Origin of the sequence: Pseudomonas sp. LS-2, from assembly GCF_003605735.1 — a bacterium.
GTDB lineage: Bacteria > Pseudomonadota > Gammaproteobacteria > Pseudomonadales > Pseudomonadaceae > Aquipseudomonas.
This window is the reverse complement of the sequence record NZ_QXTJ01000033.1, coordinates 17986-42140: the sequence shown is the minus strand read 5'-3', so window position 1 is coordinate 42140 and position 24155 is coordinate 17986. Positions and strand designations below refer to the sequence as shown.

At 60.9% G+C, this 24155-nt stretch carries 17 protein-coding genes, 3 tRNA genes and 5 pseudogenes; 22 read left to right on the top strand and 3 right to left on the bottom strand.

Translation table 11 applies throughout. The annotated features are described in order from the left end of the window. Positions 1-15 precede the first annotated feature (15 nt). From D3M70_RS18400 to D3M70_RS33345, 22 genes and pseudogenes are all read left to right on the top strand, one after another. Positions 16-678: a TetR/AcrR family transcriptional regulator gene (locus tag D3M70_RS18400; protein ID WP_120127130.1), complete on the top strand. Its 663-nt coding sequence runs from the start codon at positions 16-18 to the stop codon at positions 676-678. A 130-nt stretch (positions 679-808) separates the two neighbouring features. Next, complete coding sequence (locus D3M70_RS18395) at positions 809-1414, top strand: DUF4823 domain-containing protein (RefSeq protein ID WP_120127129.1); 606 nt, start codon at positions 809-811, stop codon at positions 1412-1414. 10 nt (positions 1415-1424) lie between these two features. Next, a complete protein-coding gene (locus tag D3M70_RS18390) occupies positions 1425-1988 on the top strand; it encodes a DUF1285 domain-containing protein (protein WP_120127128.1) in 564 nt (187 codons plus the stop codon). Between the two features lie 100 nt (positions 1989-2088). Next, positions 2089-3099: an aspartate-semialdehyde dehydrogenase gene (locus D3M70_RS18385; RefSeq protein ID WP_120127127.1), complete on the top strand. Its 1011-nt coding sequence runs from the start codon at positions 2089-2091 to the stop codon at positions 3097-3099. Positions 3100-3215: 116 nt separating this feature from the next. Continuing rightward, positions 3216-6020, top strand: a complete 2805-nt coding sequence (locus D3M70_RS18380) for a FimV/HubP family polar landmark protein (RefSeq protein ID WP_120127126.1) — start codon at positions 3216-3218, stop codon at positions 6018-6020. Between the two features lie 210 nt (positions 6021-6230). Further along, positions 6231-7055 carry a tRNA pseudouridine(38-40) synthase TruA gene (truA, locus tag D3M70_RS18375; protein WP_120127125.1) on the top strand — a complete coding sequence of 275 codons (825 nt, stop codon included), beginning with the start codon at positions 6231-6233 and terminating at the stop codon, positions 7053-7055. A 59-nt stretch (positions 7056-7114) separates the two neighbouring features. Beyond that, entirely contained in the window at positions 7115-7735 is a 621-nt protein-coding gene (locus tag D3M70_RS18370; protein ID WP_120127124.1) for a phosphoribosylanthranilate isomerase, read from the top strand. A 290-nt stretch (positions 7736-8025) separates the two neighbouring features. Continuing rightward, positions 8026-8946: an acetyl-CoA carboxylase, carboxyltransferase subunit beta gene (gene accD, locus D3M70_RS18365; RefSeq protein WP_120127123.1), complete on the top strand. Its 921-nt coding sequence runs from the start codon at positions 8026-8028 to the stop codon at positions 8944-8946. Next, positions 8943-10249 (top strand): annotated as a pseudogene (gene folC / locus D3M70_RS18360) (bifunctional tetrahydrofolate synthase/dihydrofolate synthase). The gene accD and the pseudogene folC overlap by 4 nt, the downstream one beginning before the upstream one ends. After that, positions 10233-10904, top strand: a complete 672-nt coding sequence (locus tag D3M70_RS18355) for an SPOR domain-containing protein (RefSeq protein WP_120127121.1) — start codon at positions 10233-10235, stop codon at positions 10902-10904. Before folC ends, D3M70_RS18355 begins: the two are co-directional and overlap by 17 nt. 263 nt (positions 10905-11167) lie before the next feature. Continuing rightward, positions 11168-11755 (top strand): CvpA family protein, encoded by a 588-nt coding sequence (locus D3M70_RS18350; RefSeq protein WP_081567436.1) that lies wholly within the window; start codon positions 11168-11170, stop codon positions 11753-11755. Between the two features lie 12 nt (positions 11756-11767). Next, positions 11768-13276, top strand: a complete 1509-nt coding sequence (gene purF / locus D3M70_RS18345; protein ID WP_120127120.1) for an amidophosphoribosyltransferase — start codon at positions 11768-11770, stop codon at positions 13274-13276. A 21-nt stretch (positions 13277-13297) separates the two neighbouring features. After that, positions 13298-14509, top strand: a complete 1212-nt coding sequence (locus tag D3M70_RS18340) for an O-succinylhomoserine sulfhydrylase (protein ID WP_120127119.1) — start codon at positions 13298-13300, stop codon at positions 14507-14509. 9 nt (positions 14510-14518) lie between these two features. Continuing rightward, a complete protein-coding gene (locus D3M70_RS18335) occupies positions 14519-15298 on the top strand; it encodes an SDR family oxidoreductase (protein ID WP_256659906.1) in 780 nt (259 codons plus the stop codon). A gap of 180 nt (positions 15299-15478) precedes the next feature. Next, positions 15479-15554: transfer RNA gene (locus D3M70_RS18330), tRNA-Val, on the top strand. 89 nt (positions 15555-15643) lie between these two features. Further along, positions 15644-15720: transfer RNA gene (locus D3M70_RS18325), tRNA-Asp, on the top strand. 132 nt (positions 15721-15852) lie between these two features. Further along, positions 15853-15929, top strand: a tRNA-Asp gene (locus D3M70_RS18320). A 147-nt stretch (positions 15930-16076) separates the two neighbouring features. Continuing rightward, positions 16077-17039, top strand: coding sequence for an NAD-dependent epimerase/dehydratase family protein (locus tag D3M70_RS18315; protein WP_120127117.1), 963 nt, complete (start codon positions 16077-16079; stop codon positions 17037-17039). A gap of 111 nt (positions 17040-17150) precedes the next feature. Next, positions 17151-17450 (top strand): annotated as a pseudogene (locus tag D3M70_RS33350) (3-phosphoshikimate 1-carboxyvinyltransferase); the annotation flags it as partial. A 1-nt stretch (position 17451) separates the two neighbouring features. Next, positions 17452-18366 (top strand): annotated as a pseudogene (locus tag D3M70_RS18310) (3-phosphoshikimate 1-carboxyvinyltransferase); the annotation flags it as partial. A 267-nt stretch (positions 18367-18633) separates the two neighbouring features. Next, a pseudogene (locus D3M70_RS18305) lies at positions 18634-19286 on the top strand (DUF2242 domain-containing protein); the annotation flags it as partial. Position 19287: 1 nt separating this feature from the next. Next, positions 19288-19483, top strand: a pseudogene (locus tag D3M70_RS33345) (DUF2242 domain-containing protein); the annotation flags it as partial. 113 nt (positions 19484-19596) lie between these two features. On the opposite strand, the gene ilvA reads toward D3M70_RS33345, so the two are convergent. The 3 genes from ilvA to D3M70_RS18290 all read right to left on the bottom strand — a co-directional run bounded on the left by ilvA (position 19597) and on the right by D3M70_RS18290 (position 24131). Continuing rightward, positions 19597-21141, bottom strand: a complete 1545-nt coding sequence (gene ilvA / locus D3M70_RS18300) for a threonine ammonia-lyase, biosynthetic (protein ID WP_120127116.1) — start codon at positions 21139-21141, stop codon at positions 19597-19599. Positions 21142-21935: 794 nt separating this feature from the next. Beyond that, positions 21936-22976 carry an AraC family transcriptional regulator gene (locus D3M70_RS18295; RefSeq protein ID WP_120127115.1) on the bottom strand — a complete coding sequence of 347 codons (1041 nt, stop codon included), beginning with the start codon at positions 22974-22976 and terminating at the stop codon, positions 21936-21938. A gap of 3 nt (positions 22977-22979) precedes the next feature. Further along, the gene (locus D3M70_RS18290; RefSeq protein ID WP_120127114.1) at positions 22980-24131 is read right to left on the bottom strand and encodes a nitrilase-related carbon-nitrogen hydrolase; all 1152 of its coding nucleotides are present in this window, start codon (positions 24129-24131) and stop codon (positions 22980-22982) included. Positions 24132-24155 lie beyond the last annotated feature (24 nt).

The following is a 24155-nucleotide window of genomic DNA, read 5'->3' as shown; positions in this document are numbered from 1 at the left end:
CCACAGCCCCCTCCTATGCAGAAAGAACCTCGTAAGGTCCGTGAGTTTCGGCGCCGTGAGCAGGAAATTCTCGATACCGCGTTAAAGCTGTTTCTCGAACAGGGTGAAGACAGCGTCACCGTCGAGATGATTGCTGATGCCGTGGGTATTGGCAAAGGCACCATCTACAAACACTTCAAGTCGAAGGCGGAGATCTATCTGCGCCTGATGCTCGACTACGAGCGTGATTTGAACGAGCTGTTGCACTCTGCCGATGTCGACAAGGACAAGGAAGCGCTTTCGCGCGCCTATTTCGAATTCCGCATGCGTGATCCGCAGCGTTATCGCCTGTTCGACCGGCTCGAAGAGAAGGTGGTCAAGGGCAATCAGGTCCCGGAGATGGTCGAGCAGTTGCACAAGATCCGTGCCTCGAACTTCGAACACCTGACGCTGCTGATCAAAGGCCGCATCTCTGAAGGCAAGCTCGAAGACGTGCCGCCGTACTTCCATTACTGCGCGGCCTGGGCGCTGGTGCACGGCGCGGTGGCGCTGTATCACTCGCCGTTCTGGAGCAATGTGCTGGAAGATCAGGAAGGCTTCTTTCAGTTCCTGATGGACATTGGCGTGCGCATGGGTAACAAGCGCAAGCGCGACTCCGATACCGGCCACGACCTCAAGCCGGAAGTCCCGGGATCCTGATTTCCGGCGTCGCTCGGGGCAGGCATTGCCTGGCGACGTGCCGCGTCCAGAGCATTTCTCCCAAGCTGGCGCAAAAGCTGCATTAACCGGCCATTCGCCGGTTTTCCGTCGCCGGACTTTGGAGGAAATAATGCGTAGCCTGGTTTTACTGCTGGCGTTCTTGGCACTGAGTGGCTGCATGCACGTCAGCGAACTGGCGCAGGGGGCTCATGACGAGCTGAGCGACGCCGGTCTGCTGGACCACAGTTCGACGCGTCGAATCAATAATTTCCGCCTGCAACCGGATTCCTTCATCTATATCGCCCAAGGCGCCTTTGCTCCGCCCGGTGGCGCTTATCCGCGTCCGAACGTGGTGGCCGAAGAAGCCTTCAACGGTTTTATCGAATACTTCCCGATGGTTCGCCGTGCTCGCGCCCCGGAAGGCCTGGATGAGGCGATGAACGAAGCCCGTGCTGCCGGCGCGCATTACTTGCTCTACACCCGTTTTGCCAAAGCAGACGATCGCATCGGCAACTTCGACGAGTGGTCGGACCAAGAGGCTGTGGACCGTCTCGGGATCGACAGCGGTGTCATTCAACTGATGCTGATCGAGACCAGCACCCGCTATCTCATCGATTCGGCACGCATTCACAGCCGTGGCGGCTTGCTGACCTTGCACGATACCCGGCCCGAGGATTTGCTAGGTCCGCCAATGGAGGATTACGCTCGCAGTCTGTTGGGCGTCGAAGCCCGCTGAGGAGTAGCGTATGAGTGGTCCTGGCAAAGCCAATGATCTGTTGGCACAGATACCCAAGACCGGCAAGGAGTTGCCGCCTGTTCATTTGTGGAATCCGGATTTCTGCGGCGATATCGATATGCGTATCGCCCGCGACGGCACGTGGTTCTATCTGGGCACGCCAATCGGGCGCAAGCCGATGGTGCGTCTGTTTTCCACCATCATCCGCCGTGACGGCGACGATTACTTCCTGATCACTCCCGTCGAAAAAGTCGGCATCAAGGTGGACGACGCGCCCTTCGTGGCGGTGTTGCTTGAGGTGCTGGGGGAGGGTGAGACTCAGGTCCTGCGCTTCACCACTCTGGTGGATGATGTCGTGGAGGCGGGAGCCGAACACCCGCTGCGCGTAACCATCGACCCGCAGACACAAGAGCCTGCGCCCTACGTTCATGTGCGCACCAACCTCGAAGCGCTGATTCATCGCAACGTGTTCTACCAGCTGGTCGACCTGGCGGTGAGCCGTGAAATCGATGGGGAGCGTTGGCTGGGTGTCTGGAGCGCTGGCGAGTTCTTTCCCATAGGCCTGGAACCCTGATCGGGGCTGCGGTCGTGCGTTCGTTTGATTTGCCAGGCCAATTGCCTGGTCCTCCTCTCGCGGTTAAAGTGCCGCCCCCCGATTTTTCTGAGGTTTTTGCATGAGCCAGTCCTTTGATATCGCCGTGATCGGCGCCACCGGTACTGTCGGCGAAACCATCGTCCAGATTCTTGAAGAGCGCGATTTTCCGGTCGGCGAGCTACATTTGCTGGCCAGTGCCGAATCCGCTGGCAGCTCGGTGCCGTATCGCGGCAAGAACGTGCGCGTGCGTGAAGTCGATGCGTTCGATTTCGGCAAGGTGAAAATCGCGTTCTTTGCGGCAGGCCCGGCGGTCACGCGCAGTTATGCCATGCGTGCGACGGCAGCGGGTTGCGCGGTGATCGATCTGTCTGGCGGCTTGCCGGTGGAGCAGGCGCCGAATGTGATTCCCGAGGTCAATGGCGAGCTGCTTTCGGGACTGTCCGCGCCTGTTCAAGTGGCGTGCCCAAGCCCGGCGGCCGCGGCGTTGGCGATGGTGCTGGGGCCTCTGCGGGCACTACTGAATGTGCAGCGCGTGAGTGTCACGGCGTGCCTGGCCGTTTCCAGTCAGGGGCGCGAAGGTGTCACCGAGCTGGCCCGTCAGACCGCCGAGTTGCTCAATGTCCGTCCACTGGAGCCCCGCGTATTTGACCGGCAGATGGCCTTCAACGTGCTCGCACAGGTAGGGGCGCCTGACGAAAACGGCCACGTGCCGCTGGAAAAACGTTTGGTCGCCGAGTTGCGCGAGTTGCTGTCGCTGCCTTTAATCAAGGTCGGCGTGACCTGCCTTCAAGTCCCGGTTTTCTTCGGCGATAGCCTGAGTGTGTCGGTGCAGACAGCAGCGCCGGTCGACCTGGCTGCGGTCAACGCGGCGCTGGATGCGGCGGATGGGATCGATCTGGTCGAGGCTGGGGACTACCCGACACCGGTAGGTGATGCTGTAGGACAGGACGCTGTCTACGTAGGACGTTTGCGCGCAGGAATAGATGATGTCTGTGAACTCAATTTTTGGGTGACGTCGGATAATGTGCGCAAAGGCGCGGCGCTGAACGCTGTGCAGGTGGCTGAATTGTTGATAAAAGATGTTTCGTAAAAGATACTTGCCCACAATTCAAAGAATCATTCTAGCTGCGGCGTGTCGAAACGCCCTACGCCCTAGCAGGCTTTATCTTCTCGGTCGCCGGGGAAATTTTAAACAAGGGATGGGCTATGGTTCAGGTTCGTAAACTGGTATTAGCAATCGCTGCGGCTTCGGCGCTGACATCCGGGATGGCCCAGGCGCTCGGCCTCGGCGGATTGACCGTGAAGTCGACCCTGAATCAACCGCTGCTGGCTGAAATCGAACTCACCCAGGTGCAGGACCTCAATTCTGCGCAGGTGGTGCCGAGCCTGGCCACGTCTGCCGAGTTCGCCCAGGCCGGCGTCGGGCGCATGGCCATTCTCGAAGACCTGACGTTTACCCCGGTGGTCAACCCCGGCGGCAAGAGCGTCTTGCGCATCACATCGACCAAGCCGATTCGCGATCCCTACGTGAAATTCCTTGTGCAGGTACTCTGGCCCAACGGTCGCGTACTGCGCGAATACAGCCTGTTGCTCGATCCGCCGAAGTTTTCGCCCCAGGCAGCCGCCGCAGCCGCACAGCTACCTTCCACTGCGCCGGGTACGGCGCCCGCCCAGGCACCCGCAGCACAGCCGCCCGCAGCCGATGCACCGCCGCCTGCACCCGCCGCGCCCGCCGAACCCAAATACACCCAATACACCACTGCCAACAACGACACCTTGTGGGAAATCGCCCAGCGTGTGCGCAATGGCGGTACGGTTCAGCAAACCATGCTGGCGATCCAGGCGCTCAATCCGGACGCCTTCATTGGTGGCAATATCAACCTGTTGAAAAAGGGTCAGGTGCTGCGCCTGCCTTCGCCGCAGGAAGTCAGTGCTACACCGCAACCTCGTGCCGTTGCTGAAGTCGCCGAACAGAATCGTGCCTGGCGTGAAGGCCGTCGTATGCCGACCGGCGCTCGCCAGGTCGATGCGACTCGCCGTGACCGCGCCGGCGCCGCGCCTGCGCAGATTGACGCCAAGGACAACCTCAGCCTGGTGGCGGCCAACGCCAAACCGGGTGCCAAAGGGGCAGCGGGTGATAACGCAGAGCTCAACAACAAGCTCGCGGTGGCTCAGGAAAGCCTGGACAGTACCCGTCGTGATAACGAAGAGCTAAAAAGCCGGATGGGCGACCTGCAAAGCCAGGTCGACAAGCTCAACCGCCTCATTCAGCTGAAAAACGACCAGTTGGCGAAAATGCAGGCTGCCGGTGCCGTCGTGCCGCCGCCCGCTGCGGACCCGAACAGCACGGTCAGCCCCAACAGCGTCACCAATCCCAACAATGCAGCGAACCCGGCGATGCCTGCCGAGATCGTGCCGCCACCTGCTGCTCCCGATGCAGCGGGCAAGCCACCGAACGAGATCGCTCCCGAGGATGCGCTTCCGGTCGATGGTGCCAAAGTGACCGGGGCCACGCCTGACCAGCCGTTGGCGGTCACGCCGCCACCCGAAGCTGCAAGCGACGCCGACAATCAGAGCACGCTGGACAAGATCCTCGCCAGCCCGATGCTCATGGGGCTGATCGGTGGCGGTGCCTTGCTGGTTCTGCTGTTGCTGGTGCTGCTGTTGGTGCGCCGCCGCAATGCGATCCTCGAAGCCGAAAGACATCGGCAGATGGCACGGGCGCTGTCGGAAGAGTCCGATTTCGCCGCTGACATGGACATGCCGGAAAGCAGTTTCGAGGGTCTGGAGGTTCCTCCGCCCAATGTAAAGCCGGCACCGCTGGCGGCCGTCATCATTGAGCCGACCCGCGAGCGCCCCACCGATGTACTCGTTCAGGCTGAAATCCATATCGCTTATGGCCGCATCAATCAGGCCGCCGCACTGCTGGAAGAGGCGATCAAGGAAGAGCCTCAGCGTAGCGATCTGCGCCTCAAGCTTATGGACATCTACGCCCAGCAGGACAACCAGGCCGGCTTCGTCGCTCAGGAGCGGCAGTTGGTGGCCACGGGAAAAAACCACGCTGAAGTCGAGCAACTGAAATCCCGTTACCCGGCCATGGCGGCAGCCGCTGCGGCGGCTGCGGGTGTCGCAGCAGCTGCAGCCTTGGCGGCGGAAATGGACGCCCGGTATGTGGAAGACCTGCTGAACGATAAGGATCACAGCGCATCGGCGCCTGAGCCTGCGGTCGAGCCGGAGCCTGTCGCTGAGCCTGTTGCGCAGGAACCCGATGACTTCGACACCGCTTTCGATCTCAGCCTTGACGATCTGGAAGCTGCATCGCCGGCAGAGGTGAAAGACCACAGCACGCCGGTTGCCGATCCGGATCTCGATGATCTGGACCTGGACGCACCGTTCGGCGGTTCGACTGCCGATGATCTGGATTTCGATTCGATCCTGCGCGAACAGACCGAAGCCAACCGCAGCGAGCCGACCGATCTCTCGGACTTTGACCTGAACCTGGCAGAGGATCAGCCAGGCCTGAAGGCCGAAGACGATTACCTGTTGGGTATGGGAGACGAGCTGCGCGACTTGCCGGCTCACGACGAAACTGCCGATCCGGGCGCGAGCAAGCCTGCCTCGGATGATGATCTTGAGTTGCCAGCCGACTTCGATCTGTCCCTGGCCGACGAGATGGAAACGGACAAGACGTCTGACGCGTTCGCCTCCGAAATCGACGATGTCAACGCTGAGCTCGAGCGTCTGTCCCAGAGTCTTGAGCAGCCACCGATTGCCAAGCCCTTCGACGGCGCACCGACCTTCAACGAGGACGACGCGTTGTTGGCCGACGACGAGCCGGAGTTCGATTTTCTCTCGGGCACGGATGAAGCGGCGACCAAGCTGGATCTCGCTCGGGCCTATATCGAGATGGGCGACGCGGACGGTGCGCGCGACATCCTCGATGAGGTCGTGGTCGAAGGTGATGACGGGCAGAAGAGCGAAGCGCGTGAGATGTTGTCACGGTTGGTCTGAACCGGGTTACGCATTAGCAGAAACGACCGCCTCGGCGGTCGTTTTCGTTTTGGCTCCCAACTAAGATCTGCTACAGCCCGCACCACTCGGCGCGTCTATTGCCAATGGCGTCTTTTTCCGGCATCCGTATAATGGCCGCCCTTGCGCATATCGACAGGCTTCAAGCTCTTGGCAACTACAGATACAGAGGCAGAAACAGCTGCGGCTGAAATGGCTGCCGAAGGTTTTTCCAGAATCGCACTGGGCGTGGAATACAAAGGCTCCCGCTACAGCGGCTGGCAGCGCCAGTCCACCGGCGTGCTGACGGTTCAGGAAACACTGGAAAACGCCTTGTCCAGAGTCGCCGATTCGCCGGTTTCGTTGATGTGCGCCGGGCGTACCGATGCAGGCGTGCATGCCTGCGGACAGGTGGTGCATTTCGATACTCGGGCCGTCAGGACCATGAAGGCCTGGACCATGGGAGCCAATATCAATCTGCCCCATGACATCAGTGTGACCTGGGCCAAGGAGATGCCGGCGCATTTCCACGCGCGCTTCAAGGCCATTGCCCGTCGCTATCGCTACGTGATCTACAACGATCAGATCCGGCCGGCCCATCTGGGGCAGGAAATCACCTGGAACCATCGCCCGCTCGACGTCGAGCGTATGGCGCTGGCGGCGGAGTATCTGGTCGGAACTCATGATTTCAGCGCGTTTCGTGCCGGTCAGTGCCAGGCCAAATCGCCCATCAAACAGATCCATCACCTGCGCGTCACCCGCCACGGCAAGATGATCGTCATCGATATACGGGCCAATGCCTTTCTGCATCACATGGTGCGCAACATTGCCGGTGTGTTGATGACCATCGGGGCGGGGGAGCGACCTGTCGAGTGGGCCAGTGAGGTACTTGAGAGTCGCGTGCGTCGTACCGGCGGTGTCACCGCGCATCCGTTTGGCCTGTACCTGGTGCAGGTCGAATACCGCGACGAGTTTCCGTTGCCGGAGCGTTACGTCGGTCCGCACTTTCTCACGGGCTTCACGGAACTTGGCGGCTGACGCCCGTAACGGCATTTGCTACCATCCGGGACTTTCGCAAGGCTTGAGGTTTTCACTACATGTCAGCCGTTCGCAGCAAGATCTGCGGGATTACCTGCATAGAGGATGCGTTGGCCGCTGTCGAGGCGGGTGCCGACGCCATTGGCTTAGTGTTCTACCCCAAGAGCCCGCGGGCCGTGACCATCGAGCAGGCGCAGGCGATCATTGCCCAGCTCCCGCCATTCGTGAGTACGGTCGGACTGTTCGTCAATGCCGAGCGCGATGCGCTGAAGGCCTTGCTGGAGGTCGTGCCGCTGGACATGATCCAGTTTCACGGCGACGAAACCCCCGAGCAGTGCGAAGGCTACCAGCGCCCGTACATCAAGGCGTTGCGTGTGCAGGCCGGCGATGATATCGCCGCCCGCTGTGCACTGTATGAAAAAGCCAGCGGTATCCTGCTCGATACCTATGTCGCCGGCATACCGGGCGGCACCGGCGAAACTTTCGATTGGGCCCTGATTCCAAAACATCTGAGCAAGCCGATCATTCTGGCGGGCGGCCTCACTTCGGCTAACGTTTCTCAAGCCATTGCGCAGGTACACCCTTATGCGGTGGATGTCAGCGGCGGGGTAGAGAAGTCCAGGGGGCTGAAGGATCACGACAAGATCCGCGCGTTCATGAGTGCAGTACACGGGGCATGAGTGTTTTTTCGGGCGGCATTGCGCGTCGATGTGACGACAGATCGGTGGTTGCCGTCCACTAGCCTGCGGCCCCGGTTTGCGGGTTGCCAAAATTGAACAGGCGAAGACGTCCCGGCGTCTCGCTAAAAGAAGTTGAGGGTGGTGATCGACGAGTTGTCGGTTCAGCAGGTCAGGCCTTGCGCCGATCGTTGTACGACAGTTCGTGGCGCTGCACATGTAATTAGTTTAAGGGCATGCGCGTGGCACTTATCGCCATTGCGTTCTCGCCACCGGTACTGGAGATAGAAAGCATGAGCAACTGGTTGGTAGACAAACTGATCCCTTCGATCATGCGTTCCGAGGTCAAGAAAAGCTCGGTACCAGAAGGCCTCTGGCATAAATGCCCGTCCTGCGAGGCGGTGCTGTATCGTCCAGAGCTGGAAAAAACCCTGGACGTTTGTCCAAAGTGCAACCACCACATGCGTATTGGTGCCCGTGCGCGTCTGAACATTTTTCTCGACGCTGAAGGCCGTCAGGAAATCGGTGCTGATCTTGAACCGGTCGATCGCCTGAAATTCCGCGACAGCAAGAAGTACAAGGATCGCCTCACCGCTGCCCAGAAGCAGACCGGCGAAAAAGACGCCCTGATCTCCATGAGCGGCACCCTGCTGGGCATGCCGGTCGTGTGCAGCGCCTTTGAATTCTCCTTCATGGGTGGTTCGATGGGCGCCATCGTTGGCGAGCGCTTCGTTCAGGCGGCCAACTACGCACTGGAAAACCGCTGCCCGATGGTCTGCTTCGCCGCCTCGGGTGGTGCGCGTATGCAGGAAGCGCTGATTTCCCTGATGCAGATGGCGAAGACTTCCGCTGTGCTGGCGCGTCTGCGCGAAGAAGGCCTGCCGTTCATCTCCGTCCTGACCGACCCGGTTTACGGCGGTGTTTCCGCAAGTCTGGCGATGCTGGGTGACGTGATCGTCGGCGAGCCAAAAGCCCTGATCGGTTTCGCCGGTCCTCGCGTCATCGAGCAGACCGTTCGTGAAAAGCTGCCCGAAGGCTTCCAGCGCAGTGAGTTCCTGCTGGATCACGGCGCCATCGACATGATCATCCACCGTCAGGAGCTGCGTCAGCGTCTGGGCAACCTGCTGGCTCAGATGATGGGTCTGCCGACACCTAAATTCGTCGCGCCGAAACTCGAGCCGATCGTGGTTCCGCCTGCTCCGGCGAACGTATGACCGCACGCTCTCTGGGCGAGTGGCTCAGCTACCTGGAGCAATTGCATCCTTCGGCCATCGACATGGGGCTGGAACGTTCGCGACAGGTAGCGCAACAGATCGGTTTGGGTCGCCCTGCGCCGCGCGTGATCACCGTCACGGGGACCAACGGCAAGGGCTCGACCTGCGCCTTTGTCGCCTCGTTGTTGCAGGCGCAAGGTCTGGAAGTCGGCGTGTACAGCTCACCGCATCTGGTCCGCTACAACGAGCGCGTTCAGGTGCAGGGCGTCGAGGCAACCGATGAGCAGCTCTGCGAAGCCTTCGAGGTCATCGAGAAGGCGCGCGGCGAGATTTCCCTGACCTACTTCGAAATGGGCACGCTGGCGGCGTTCTGGCTGTTCGAACAAGCGGCGCTGGACGCTGTGGTGCTTGAAGTCGGTCTGGGCGGGCGTCTGGACGCGGTGAACCTGATCGACGCCGACCTGGCGCTGGTCACCAGCATTGGTGTCGACCACGCTGAATGGCTGGGAAATACCCGTGAATCGGTGGCGTTCGAGAAGGCCGGTATTTTTCGTGAAGGTCGTCCTGCGCTGTGTGGGGATATCGATCCACCGCAGCCTATGCTCGATCAGGCCCGGTCGTTGAATTGCCCGCTTTCGCTGCGTGGCGTCGATTTCGATCTGTCGGTTGGCCCAGCAAGCTGGAGCTGGTTTGGCACCGACCTCAACGGCCAGCGCATCGAATTGCTCGACCTGCCATTGCTCGACCTGCCCATGCAGAACGCGGCACTGGCATTGCAAGCCTATCTGTTGATGGATCTGCCGTGGCAGGAAGCATCGGTGCGTGCGGCCTTGCTCGATACCCGTGTAACGGGGCGTCTGGATCGCCGCTCGTTCGAGTGGCAGGGCAAGCCGTTGCACTTGCTGCTGGACGTGGGACACAACCCCCATGCCGCAGTGTTTCTGGCACAGCGTCTGAGTCAGCGGCCGGTTACAGGCCAGCGTCTGGCGGTATTCGGTCTGCTCAATGACAAGGACCTGGACGGCGTGCTGAGGGCGCTGACTGGCTGCTTCAGCAGTTGGGCCGTGGCGCCGCTGCCGACACCGCGCAGCCGGTCCGGGCAGGAAATTGCCCAGGTGCTACAGAACCTTGGCGCTCAGGTGGCGTCCTACCCCAGTGTCGCGATGGCGCTTGAAGCACAATGTGCGCACGCAACTGCAGACGACGAAATCGTTCTGTTCGGGTCTTTTTATTGCGTGGCCGAGGCCCTGGAATGGCTTGCTGGCACGTCACGGAGGAAGTGACACATGGCTTTGCTGGATAAGGCGTACAAGCAACGCATGGTTGGCGCTCTGGTGCTGATCGCGATTGCGGTGATTTTCCTGCCGATGTTGTTCTCACGACAGGATGAAGCACGCCATGTGCAGGTGGATGCGCCTGCCGCTCCGCAAGCGCCGGTAGCTCCGCAGGTCAAGGTCGAGCCGGTAGCGGTTCCCGAGCAGCAGCCACTGCCGCAGGAACCCGTGCCTACCGACGAAGAGTTGGCGCAACCCAGCCAGCCCACGGTCAGTCAGCAGCCGCCGTCGATGCCGATAGCGCCTGCGCCGGCACCCGCAAAACCTGCGGCCACGGCGCCGGCGGCCAAGCCCGCGCCGGCTCCGGCACCAGCAAAACCGGCCCCCGCTGCGCCAGCACCTGCCGCACCGGCAGCCGAGCAGAGCCGAGTCGATGCCAACGGGCTGTCGGTCACCTGGGCCGTGCAAGTGGCCAGCCTGTCCAATCGCGCCAACGCCGACAACCTGCAGAAAACCCTGCGCACCCAAGGCTACAACGCTTATATCCGTACTTCGGATGGCGTGAACCGGGTATTCGTCGGTCCTTTGATCGAGCGTGCCGAAGCTGACCGTCTGCGCGACCAGCTGGACAAGCAACAGAAGCTCAAAGGCATCGTCGTGCGTTTCGTGCCCGAGCGTAAGTAGGGCCCGGCCTCAACGCCAACCTCGGGAGAGCCGGCTTGCTGGCGAAAGCGGTGTCATGCTCACATTTGCGTGGCTGAAACGCCGCTTTCGCCGACAGGCAGCGACCCACGGCCTTCGGCGAGAAAGGTATCTGCCGAAAACGTCCTTGCGGCAACGCCTAAGTCCAATAGTTCGCCTTAATTGGCAACCACCTACAATCCCTGCTTACCGCCGGGCGAGCGCTCTGCTAAAATGCGCCGCCTCATCAGTCTGTAGGCTGCAACGTGTCATTTACTCCGGTTGACTGGGCGATCATTGCGATTGTCGCCATCTCCGCTTTGATCAGTCTCAAGCGCGGCTTCGTCAAAGAAGCGCTGTCCTTGCTGACCTGGATCATCGCAGGTGCGGTTGCCTGGATGTTTGGCGGTTCGCTGGCCCAGTATCTGGTCAACTACATCGAAACACCTTCGGCCCGCGTGATTGCAGGCTGCACCATTCTTTTTGTCGCCACCCTGCTGGTCGGCGCCATGGTCAATTTTCTCATCGGGGAACTGATACGCGTCACCGGCCTGTCCGGGACCGATCGTTTTCTGGGCATGGTCTTCGGCGCGGCGCGCGGGGGCCTGCTGGTCGTGGTAGCGGTAGGGCTGTTGAGCCTGGGCCCGGTACAACAGGATCAATGGTGGCAGCAGTCCAGACTGCTCCCGCAATTTGTCATGGTCGCTGACTGGTCGAAAAACCTGATTCTCGGGATGTCCAGCAAGTGGCTAGCCAGCGGAGTCAGCGTACCCGTTGATATTCCGTTCAAGGATCACCTCCTGCCGCCTATAACGCCGCAGGATGTGATCGGTAAATCCAGTTCCACTAAGTAGGGGTTGTGTCGCATGTGTGGCATCGTCGGTATCGTCGGCAAGTCGAACGTCAATCAGGCGCTGTATGACGCGCTCACCGTCCTCCAGCACCGCGGCCAGGACGCTGCCGGTATCGTGACCAGCCATGATGGCCGGTTGTTCCTGCGCAAGGACAACGGTCTGGTCCGTGATGTGTTTCACCAACGCCATATGCAGCGTCTGGTCGGCCACATGGGCATTGGTCACGTACGCTATCCAACAGCGGGCAGCTCGACTTCGGCCGAAGCCCAGCCGTTCTACGTCAACTCGCCGTATGGCATCACGCTGGCGCACAACGGCAACCTGACCAACGTCGAGCAACTGGCCAAGGAGATTTACGAATCCGACCTGCGCCACGTCAACACCAACTCCGACTCTGAAGTCCTGCTCAACGTCTTCGCCCATGAGCTGGCGGTGCGCGGCAAGCTGCAGCCGACCGAAGAAGACATCTTCGCCGCCGTGACCGACGTGCATAACCGCTGCCGTGGTGGCTACGCCGTCGTGGCGATGATCACCGGCTACGGCATCGTTGGTTTCCGCGACCCGGACGCCATTCGCCCGATCGTATTCGGCCAGCGTCACACCGACGAAGGCGTCGAGTACATGATCGCCTCGGAAAGCGTGGCGCTCGACGTACTGGGTTTCACGCTGATCCGTGACTTGGCGCCGGGCGAAGCGGTGTACATCACCGAAGACGGCAAGCTGCACACCCGCCAGTGCGCGACCAATCCGAAATACGCTCCGTGCATCTTCGAACACGTCTATCTGGCGCGTCCGGATTCGATCATCGACGGTATCTCGGTGTACAAGGCGCGTCTGCGCATGGGCGAGAAGCTGGCGGACAAAATCCTGCGCGAGCGCCCTGAGCACGACATCGACGTGGTCATCCCGATTCCCGACACCAGCCGTACCGCCGCGCTGGAGCTGGCGAACCACCTAGGCGTCAAGTTCCGCGAAGGCTTCGTCAAGAACCGTTACATCGGCCGTACCTTCATCATGCCGGGCCAGGCTGCACGCAAGAAGTCCGTGCGCCAGAAGCTCAACGCGATCGAACTCGAGTTCCGCGGCAAGAACGTGATGCTGGTCGATGACTCCATCGTGCGCGGCACCACCTGCAAACAGATCATCCAGATGGCTCGCGAAGCGGGCGCCAAGAACGTGTATTTCTGTTCTGCGGCACCGGCTGTGCGCTTTCCCAACGTCTACGGCATCGACATGCCGAGTGCTCACGAGCTGATCGCTCACAACCGTTCCACCCAGGACGTGGCCGACCTCATCGGTGCCGACTGGCTGGTCTATCAGGAGCTGAGCGACCTGATCGAAGCGGTGAGCGGCAGCAAGAAGATCAAGATCGACAACTTTGACTGCTCGGTCTTCGACGGCAAGTACGTGACCGGTGACATCGACGAGCATTACCTGAACAAGATCGAGCAGGCGCGTAACGACGCGTCCAAGGTCAAGACTCAGGCCGTCAGTGCGATCATCGATCTGTACAACAATTAATTCAGACAAGGAGTAGGCGGCATGACTCAGCAATGGGATGCCGGTCGACTGGACAGCGATCTGGAAGGCGTGGGTTTCGATACCCTCGCCGTACGCGCTGGTCAGCACCGCACGCCGGAGAGCGAACACAGCGATCCATTGTTCTTCACATCCAGCTACGTGTTCCGCACGGCAGCCGATGCAGCCGCCACGTTTGCCGGTGATATGCCGGGCAACGTCTATTCGCGCTACACCAACCCGACGGTGCATTCCTTCGAGGAGCGCATCGCCGCGCTGGAAGGTGGCGAGCAGGCCGTGGCGACGTCTACCGGCATGTCGGCGATTCTGGCAACCGTGATGAGCCTGTGCAGTGCCGGCGATCATGTGCTGGTATCCAAGAGCGTTTTCGGCTCGACCATCAGCCTGTTCGAGAAGTACTTCAAGCGCTTTGGCGTACAGGTCGATTACGTTCCGCTGGCTGAACTGTCCGGTTGGGACGCGGCGATCAAGCCCAACACCAGGCTGTTGTTCGTCGAGTCGCCGTCCAACCCGCTCGCCGAGTTGGTCGATATCGCCGCACTGGCTGAAATCGCTCACGCCAAGGGCGCGATGCTCGTGGTCGACAACTGCTTCTGCACCCCGGCACTGCAACAGCCGTTGCGCATGGGCGCCGATGTTGTCGTGCATTCGGCGACCAAGTTCATCGACGGTCAGGGCCGTGCCATGGGCGGCGTGGTCGTGGGTCGCAGCGAACAGATGAAGGAAGTCGTCGGTTTCCTGCGCACGGCCGGGCCAAGTCTGAGTCCTTTCAACGCGTGGTTGTTCCTCAAGGGCCTCGAAACACTGAACATCCGCATGCGTGCCCATTGCCAGAGCGCGCTTGAGCTGGCGCAGTGGCTGGAGCAGCAGGATGGTATCGAGAAAGTGCATTACGCCGGTCTCGAAAGTCACCCGCAGCACGACCTGGCCAAGCGTCAGCAAAAAGCCTTCGGTGCTGTGGTCAGCTTCGAAGTCAAAGGTGGCAAAGACGGCGCCTGGCGCTTCATCGATGCGACCAGACTGATTTCGATCACTGCGAATCTGGGGGACACCAAGACCACGATCACTCACCCGAGCACCACCTCACACGGGCGTCTGTCGCCAGCGGAGCGTGAAGCGGCGGGGATTCGCGACAGCCTGATCCGGGTTGCCGTGGGCCTGGAAGACGTCGCAGACCTCAAGGCCGATCTGGCGCGTGGGCTGGCGGCACTGTGAGTCATGCCTGTGAATGAGTTAGTGGTTGAAGCGGCCGGTGTGCACAACGGTCGAGTGGCACTGGTGACGGGTGCGGCCCGGGGCATCGGCCTGGGCATCGCTGCCTGGCTGATCACCGAGGGCTGGCAGGTCGTGTTGACCGATGTCGACCGGCAGCGCGGCGACGCCGTCGCCGGTGTGTTGGGTGACAACGCCTCGTTCATCGCAATGGATGTTTCCAGCGAGGAGCAGGTGGCCAAGGGGGTCGCCGAGGTGCTCGGCAGGTTCGGTCGTCTCGATGCACTGGTCTGCAACGCTGCGATTGCCGATCCGCGTAATACCGTTCTGGAAAGCCTGGACCTGGCGCACTGGAATCGTTTGCTGGCAGTCAATCTCACCGGGCCGATGTTGCTGGCAAAACACTGCGCGCCTTACCTGCGCGCGCATGGCGGCAGTATCGTCAATCTGAGTTCGACCCGTGCCCGCCAGTCGGAGCCCGACACTGAGGCGTATGCGGCGAGCAAGGGCGGCCTGCTGGCGTTGACCCATGCTCTGGCGATGAGCCTTGGCCCGCAGATACGGGTCAATGCCGTAAGTCCGGGCTGGATCGATGCCCGTGACCCTTCCCGACGCCGTGCCGAACCCTTGTCCGACGCCGATCATGCGCAGCATCCGGCGGGCAGGGTAGGGACGGTGGAAGATGTCGCGGCAACCGTGGCGTGGCTGTTGTCGAAGAATGCCGGGTTCGTGACCGGGCAGGAGTTCGTGGTCGACGGCGGCATGAGCAAGAAAATGATTTACGTCGAATGAATGCACAGTCGGTCTGCCACACCTGATCACTGCGTATGAGAGCGAGCCTGACGGCTCGCTTTTTCGTTTTCTGCGCGGGACCGGCAATGTCACGTTTTTGAAGCTTTTGAAAAAAACTTCAAGCAGGGTATTGACTTAGGTTAGGTACCTGCGTAAATTTCGCGGCCTCAGCGAAGCAAAGGGTGATTAGCTCAGCCGGGAGAGCGTCTGCCTTACAAGCAGAATGTCGGCGGTTCGATCCCGTCATCACCCACCATCGTTGAGAGCTGAGTAGTTAACACTACGAAGTTTTGGAATACACGCTGAAGGTTACTGAGATTCAGCAGGACGCAAGTCCACCACTGCGCAGCGGTAGTTCAGTCGGTTAGAATACCGGCCTGTCACGCCGGGGGTCGCGGGTTCGAGTCCCGTCCGCTGCGCCATATTTTCCAGATCGGATTTGTCGTTTGAATCCGGTTTGAGATTGAAAGCCAAGGCGATCAATCAGCGTTTCACGAAGCAGGCACTCGATGCCGGTTTCAACAGAGTTAAACAGATGAAAGTCTGTGCGACACGCAGCGGTAGTTCAGTCGGTTAGAATACCGGCCTGTCACGCCGGGGGTCGCGGGTTCGAGTCCCGTCCGCTGCGCCATACATAGCTTCAAGGCCCTTGAACTCCTTGAAGCGACAAAGAAAGCGACCTTAGGGTCGCTTTTTTTGTGCCTGCGAAAAGCCGGGCGTGATGTCGACGCTTCTGCGTTTATCATTCGGACACTTTACGGATATCGAGTCTCGGACCATGCGGATACTTGTCACCGGAGCCACCGGTTTTATCGGTACTCGACTTTGCCAATTGCTGGTCACGCAAGGGCATGCCGTCAGGGGGGTGTCCAGAGGCGGCGCAGGCGCCGTGGAGGGCGTCGACTACCGTGTCGCCGACTTCGCGGATCCGGTGTCGACCAGAGGGAGCCTCGAGGGCATCGATTGCATCGTGCATCTGGCGGGCAGGGCGCATGTGTTGAACAAGCAGAGCGACTCTGTCGATCTGTACCGCAGCGTGAACCGCGATGCGACCCTGCAATTGGCGCGGATGGCGATGGACGCGGGGGTGAAGCGTTTGGTCTTCATCAGCTCGATCGGGGTCAACGGCAACGAGACCTTCGGGCACCCTTTCACCGAAACTTCGCCCGCCAACCCTCATGCCGACTATGCCCGCTCCAAGCTCGAAGCCGAGGTCGGCCTGCGAGAGCTTCTCCAGACAGCCGACATGGAGTGGGTGATCGTTCGTCCGCCACTGGTTTACGGAGCGGATGCGCCGGGCAACTTCAGAACCTTGTTGAAGGTGGTCGACAAGGGCATTCCCAACCCGTTCGGCGGAGTGCGCAACGTCAGAAGCATCGTCTCGGTGGACAACCTCGCCAGCCTGATCTCCCTGGCAGCGCAACACCCTGATGCCGCCGGGCAGTTGTTTCTGGCGGCCGAGGGCAGCGAAGTGTCTACCCATCAAATACTCGGCGCTTTGGCTCAAGGCATGCAGCGCCGGCAATGGTCGCTACCGGTACCCCAGGCGTTGTTGCGGACGTCGCTCAAGCTGATGGGCAAGGGCGACATGTATACCCAGCTATGCGGCTCGCTGGCGGTTGACTGTTCAAAGGCCCGGCAGATGCTGGGTTATCAACCCGACACTGACACCTTGCGTTCATTGATGGAGGTAGGGCGCCAGTACCGCCTCAATCACGGGAACCGACCTGGAGCAGATTGACCGCGTGGCAAGTTGACCGCGTGGCAAGCGATTGCTGCAGTCCGCCACGATAAATGCCATGATTGCCGGCTTGTTGAAGCAGCGCTGATTGCGAATTTGGAGAGCTGGACCATGGGCATGAACCAAACCATCACTGTGATCCCGCCGGGCGTACCGTTGACGGGGCATGTCGCACCACCTGGCTCGAAGTCGATCACCAATCGGGCGCTGTTGCTGGCGGCATTGGCCAAAGGCACCAGCCACCTGCGCGGCGCGCTGAAAAGCGACGACACCCGTCATATGTCCAACGCCCTGCGGCAGATGGGTGTGACCATCGACGAGCCGGACGACACCAGTTTCGTGGTCACCAGCAGTGGCAGCCTGAACGTCCCCGACGGCCCGCTGTTTCTCGGCAACGCCGGGACCGCCGTCNGGCGACCACTACATGCAGAAGCGCCCCATCGGCCCGCTGCTCGAATCCCTGTGCAAGGGCGGTCTGAACGCCGAAAGCGCCACCGGTTGCCCGCCAGTGATCATTCACGGCACCGGCTCGATCAAGGCTACTCGCTTTGAAATCGACGGCGGTCTGTCCAGCCAGTATGTGTCGGCACTGCTGATGGTTGCTGCCTGTGGCGATGCGCCAATTGAAGTGGCGCTGACGGGCAAGGAAATCGGTGCCCGCGGCTACATCGACCTGACGATCGCCTGCATGCGCGCGTTCGGGGCGGATGTTGAAGTGGTGGATGACGCGCTGTGGCGTGTATCGCCGACCGGCTACACCGCGTGCGATTACCAGATCGAACCCGATGCGTCCGCTGCCACTTACCTGTGGGCTGCCCAAGCGTTGACCGCCGGCAAGATCGATCTGGGCGTGGCCGCTGAAGCCTTCACTCAGCCGGACGCCAAGGCCATGGACGTGATCGCGCAATTCCCGAATATGCCCGCAGTGATCAACGGCTCGCAGATGCAGGATGCCGTTCCGACCCTGGCGGTGCTGGCCGCTTTCAATGAAACGCCAGTGCGCTTCGTCGATCTGGCGAACCTTCGCGTCAAGGAATGTGACCGCGTACAGGCGCTGCACGACGGTCTGAATCAGGTGCGTTCGGGACTGGCGACGGTGGAAGGCGATGATCTGTTGGTGGCTTCCGATCCGGGTCTGGCGGGTACCAGCAGCACCGGGCTGATCGACACCCACTCCGACCACCGGATCGCCATGTGCTTCGCTCTGGCGGGACTGAAGGTGTCCGGCATCCGCATTCAGGACCCCGATTGCGTCGGCAAGACCTACCCGGGCTACTGGCGTGCGCTGGAATTCCTCGGTGTGCGTCTGGAACACGGTGAGGTTTGAACGCCCAGCCGGCTGCCTGAGGCACAGAGCACGACCGTCAGTCGATTGCTGAGGCCTTTGAGCGACTTTCACCCACAGCGCCATTGCGCGCGGCGGTTGCCCCGATACCGCCGCGCAGCGGGGCTGGCGGGGGTGCAAGTCCCTGGAAAATCGACGATGTATCGACATCCTTGCAAACTCTGCGTTGATCCCGCGTGAGCCTTGTTGCAGACTTACCGGCGTTTTCTTCGGTCCACTGTTCTGTCGACCTTTTCCCCGGGATGTTTGATGTCTAAATTACTGAGCTTTCGTACCGCATGCTGGGTATTGGCCCTGCTGGCTGGAGCAGGCTGCTCGTCGAAGAAGCAGGCGATCTACGAACACGAAAACTTCGACGATGCCGGAACGTTCTCGCGTAGCTATCCGGTCTCCGATGCCGCCAGTTGCGAAGCCGGCCGGCGTGCGCTGCTGAGCCAGGGTTACATCATCACCAGCAGCGATCCAAAGATCATCAGCGGCCACAAGAGCTTCCAGCAGACCGGCGAGACCCACATGGAGATCAGCTTCAACGTGGTCTGCGCGGCGGATAGCGGTTCGGACACCAAGGCCACCATGTTCGCCAACGCACTGCAGGATCGTTATGCGCTGAAGAAAGTGAACAACTCGGCGAGTCTGGGGGTGGGTGTCCTGGGTTCTGTGTCGATGCCGATTGGCTCCACCGACGACTCGATGGTCAAGGTCGCCAGTGAAACGGTGGCGTCCGCCAAGTTTTATGATCGTTTTTTCGCGCTCGTGGAAAACTTCCTGCCGCCTGAAGTGAAGAAAGCGGCGCACATCGAAGAGAAACCCAAGACTGACATGGGCATGCCGGAACCTGTTGCGGCGGCCAAGCCTGCTGCATTGTCCGAGCAGAAGCCCGCCACGACCCCTGCGGTCGCTCCNGACCACCGAACCCGCTGCGCCGGCCGAGCAAAGCAGCGAACCGATGCCAGCGCCTGCCGAGCCTGAGCCGTTGAAAGCCGAGACTGCGGTGCCTGCAGAGGTGGCACCGAGCCCTGCACCAACAGCGACTCCCGAAGTGAGTGCTCCCGCGGTAGAGCCGGCACCCGCTTCCGAGACGACGCCAGCGGCTCAGTAAGCTTGAATCTGTAGCAGTACGGCCGGGCGGCGCTCCGCTTGCCGGCGGTAGCGCTTTCAAAATCGCCACCGCCGGCAAGCCGTGCTGCTACAGGGGAACCCCAGAGCTCTGATTCAGCCCAGGAACAGCTTGTACGCCGGGTTATTCGTCTCATCCCAATACGGATAGCCAATCTCCGCCAACGCCTGGGGCACCAGATGCCGTTCGTCCTCGGGCACCACCAGCCCCGCGACCACTCGACCGTCCGCCGCGCCATGGTTGCGGTAGTGGAACATCGAAATGTTCCACTTGCCGCCCAGCTTGTTGAGGAAGTTGAACAACGCGCCCGGCCGTTCGGGGAATTCGAAGCGGAACACCACTTCATCGCTGACACGTTCCGAATGCCCACCGACCATGTGCCGCAGGTGCAGCTTGGCCAGTTCATTGTCGGTCAGGTCCAGCACCGGAAAGCCCTGCGCGGTAAGGCTGGCGATCAGGGCCTTGCGCGGGTCGTTCTCGGGATGGGTCTGCACGCCGACGAAGATGTGCGCCTCGCGGTCGGTGTGGTAGCGGTAGTTGAATTCGGTGATCTGTCGTTTGCCCACGGCTTCGCAGAACGCTTTGAAACTGCCGGGCTGTTCGGGAATGGTCACGGCAATGATCGCTTCGCGGCCTTCGCCCAGTTCGGCGCGCTCGGCGACATGGCGCAGGCGGTCGAAGTTGACGTTGGCGCCCGATTCAATGGCCACGAACGTCTGGCCCTTGACCTCGTACTGCTCGACGTACTTCTTGATGCCCGCCGCACCCAAGGCGCCCGCAGGCTCGGTGATCGAGCGGGTGTCGTCGTAGATGTCCTTGATCGCCGCGCAGATTTCGTCGGTGTTGACGGTGATCACCTCATCGACGTAATCCTTGCAGATGTCGAACGTGTGCTGGCCGATCTGCGCCACCGCCACGCCGTCGGCGAACAGCCCGACCTGCTGCAGAACGACGCGCTCGCCGTAAGCCATGGCCTGTTGCAGACAATTGGAGTCGTCCGGCTCGACGCCGATGATCTTGATGTCCGGCCGCAGGTATTTCACATACGCCGCAATGCCCGCGATCAGCCCGCCGCCGCCCACCGGGACGAAGATCGCATCCAGTTTGCCCGGGTGCTGACGGAGGATTTCCATGGCCACCGTGCCTTGCCCGGCAATGGTGTCTGGATCGTCGTAAGGGTGAATGTAGACGTAGCCTTTTTCCTCGACCAGCTTCAGCGAATACGCCAGCGCTTCGGGGAACGAGTCGCCGTGCAGCACCACTTTTCCGCCCCGCGAACGCACACCTTCAACCTTGATCTCGGGTGTCGTCTTGGGCATGACGATGGTCGCCTTGATCCCCAGTTTCTTCGCCGCCAGCGCCAGCCCTTGGGCGTGGTTGCCCGCTGAGGCCGTGACCACGCCACGGGCCAGTTCTTCGGCGCTCAGCTGCGCCAGCTTGTTGTAGGCACCGCGGATCTTGAAGGAAAACACCGGTTGCAGGTCTTCGCGCTTGAGCAGGACCTGGTTGCCGAGCCGCTCGGACAGTTGGCGGGCGCCTTGCAGCGGTGTTTCCACGGCGACGTCGTAGACGCGTGAGGTGAGGATTTTCTTGGCGTAGTGGTTCAGCAGGTCACCATTGACCGAGGCACGTTCGAGCATCTGGTTCATCGTGTCGGCCTCGCCTTGGGGGTGACGACGATCAGTCGTGGCGAACGGGGGGCGAGGGACGGCTGGATAGCGTGGGACGGGCGAATGATGATCATGTCTGACTCCTGGTTCGAGGTTCGGGGCCCGGGAGACAGAGAGAAAAAACCCGCCTCTAGGGCGGGTTCGGTGCAAACGTCGGCTAACCCGCCATGACTGGAATGGCGGTAATAATTATCTGGCCGAAGAAATGCTGGGTGACGTTCATGGCCTGAAGACTATTGCGCGCAGGCCAGTGGCGTCAAGGGGGTGTCGCAGCAATCCCGATTCGACACCGTCCTGTAGCAGTCCGGCTTGCCGGCGGTCGCGTTCTTGACATCGCTAGCGCCGGGAAGCCGTGCTGCTACAGCGATGGTTCTGTGTGTCGTGCCGCGGATAGGCTGCCCCAGGAATTTTCCTGACCGCTTGCGCGATATTTTTTCTTGAGCTAAATATTCTGACAGCTGGCTACGGATCCCGCCCCAGAGCCTCGACAGGGATGTGCCGGTAAATTTTTCGGAATTCACCTCGTCAACTGTTCAAGAAGCCTTCATGTTTTGTTCATGAGGGCACTTTAGGGTGAAGGTCGTGGTCAGTGAATCAGTCGCTGAAACGACAGAAAAAGACTACCGATGCGAAAGAAACCAGCCACGAGGGCATGAGTAATGGACGACTACCAAGAAGAACTACTGGAATATCAGGCTTACGAACTCGATCCGCTGGAACCTGCGGACGACGCTACCGAACTGTAGACACCGCCCGGTATCACGTCACACCGAACGACGTTGGCTGCGACGAAACTCCCCCGGAGTCTCACCGTTCCAGCGTTTGAAGGCGCGTTGAAAGGCCTCGGCCGAAGCGAACCCTAGTAAATAGGCGATCTCGCCAAAGGCCAGTTCCGTATCGCGGATATAGGTCATCGCCAGATCCCGACGCGTATCATTGAGAACCGTGCGAAAGCGCGTGCCTTCCTCCGCAAGTCTGCGGCGCAGGGTCCAGGTCGGCAGCTTCAGTCGTGCTGCCACTTCCTCCAGATCCGGCTCCCGCCCCCCATTGAGCAACGGCCCCAGTAACTGAGTGATGCGTTCACGCAGGCTGCGGGTGCGGGTGAGTTGCTCCAGTTCCCGCTCGCACAACTGCAACAGGTGGCGCCAGGTGCTCGGCACATGACCGGGATTGCGCAGCCCGAGGCTGTGCTGGCTCAGGCGCAACTGATTGACGCCCGCCGCAAAACTCACCGGATGCTCGCTCAAATCACTGTATTCAGACGCGTACGCGGGGGCGTCGAACTCGATCTCGACCCGCTCGGCGCACACCGTCGTCCCCGCCAGCGTCGACAGTTGATGCAGCCAACCCGCGAGAATCGAATCCACTACGAAACGGTTGTAGTCGTTGTAGGGGCTGATGGAATAGAAGCGCAACCAGGCGCCGCTGCTGTCTTCGTGAAAGCTTGACTGCCCGCGATAGTTGGCACCGTATAACGGCTCGAAGCGGATCAGCGTACGTGCCGCTTCGCGTACGGTGGGGGCCTGGGCGGCTGTCACACCCGCCAGCCCCGCCTGACTCAATCGGCTCAGTTGCCCCATGCGCAGGCCAAGGGCAGGCGAACCCGTTAGTTGAATCGCCCCGTGCCCCAAACGCATGTAGCGCGGGATCGACAAGCGCGCCCCGGCCTCGGCCAGCCGCGCAGGGTCCAGGCCGTATTGCTCGAGGAGGGAAAAGGGGTCGTGCCCATGACTGCGAACCGCATCGGCCAGACTGTGAACGAAGCCGACCGACAGATCACCGAGGCGGACCCGGGGCGTGTTCACCGGTCACAACCACAGATTGATCAGGCGCGCCCCGTGACCGGGTTTGGCGCCTTTGGGCGCGGCGCTGACGGACTGTTCGGCGATGCTCTGGCCGCCGCGACTGGCGAAACTGTGACCGGCACTGCCTTGATCCCAGAACTGTCCCCGCATGAAGACGCTGATGCCGGCTTTGGCGCGGGTCATGGGAGCAAGGGTCAGGCGTCGCCAGGCGTCGCCTTCGCTCAAGGGCTGCGCGCCGAGTTGCAGATGAGCGGCGAGCGCCTCGTGTTTATCGTCCCGCCACGGTTGCGACCAACTGCCAGTCCCTGCAACGAAAGCCGGGACGGCGATCAGCTCGGCCCCGCTCTCGTTCAGGCGCGTGTAATTATCCTGATACCAACTGTCACTGCCGATCAGTGTGGCGAGGCGGCCGGCTGGCGTTTCGACGACGTGCAGCGGCGCCTTTTTACCGGCGCGGATGTAGCCGCGCTGATACCAGTTGGGAAACAGTTGCCGTTGTGGCTGCCCCATCGGCAAGCCGTCACGTCCGAACACCAGACTGCTGTTGTACAGCGCGCCTGTGCCGATCAACAACTGCCCGTCCTGCACCTTCGGGTTGGGCAACACGATGGAGCCGGCCACCAGTGTCACGCCGAACTCCTTGGCCAGCCCTCCGAAGACCGTCTGATAATCGCGCGCCATGCTGCGCGACTTCATGCGCAAGTGCACGTCATCCAGCCAGCTCTCACCACGGGTATGAAACAGCGCATCGAGGAACAGCAACGGGTTGCTGAACGACAGCCAGTTCATGGCCTCTTCGATGGTCGTGGCCTGATAGAACTGCGATTTTTCATCGACTGCCAAGAGCCAGGTGCCGATGTGTTCGGGCAGTACGACGATGGTTTTGTCGTTGAGCAGACCGCGCTCCCGAGCCTGGTCCAGATACGCCGCGAGTTTGCGGTGCAGGCGCTTGAGGCTCGAATAATCCGAAGGAAACAGTTCGGGTTGAATGCCCAGCAGGTTGCCGCGCTCGCCGGGTTGACCATCGTTGATCACCAGTTGAATGCGCAGGTCCGTGAGGTAATGGCCGGCATGTCGCTTGCTCGTCCACAGCGCATAACTGACGAGAAGGATCGCCAGTACCACTGTTATGAACGTGCCAAGAACTTTGCGCATGGGGGACGGATGATTGCCTGATGA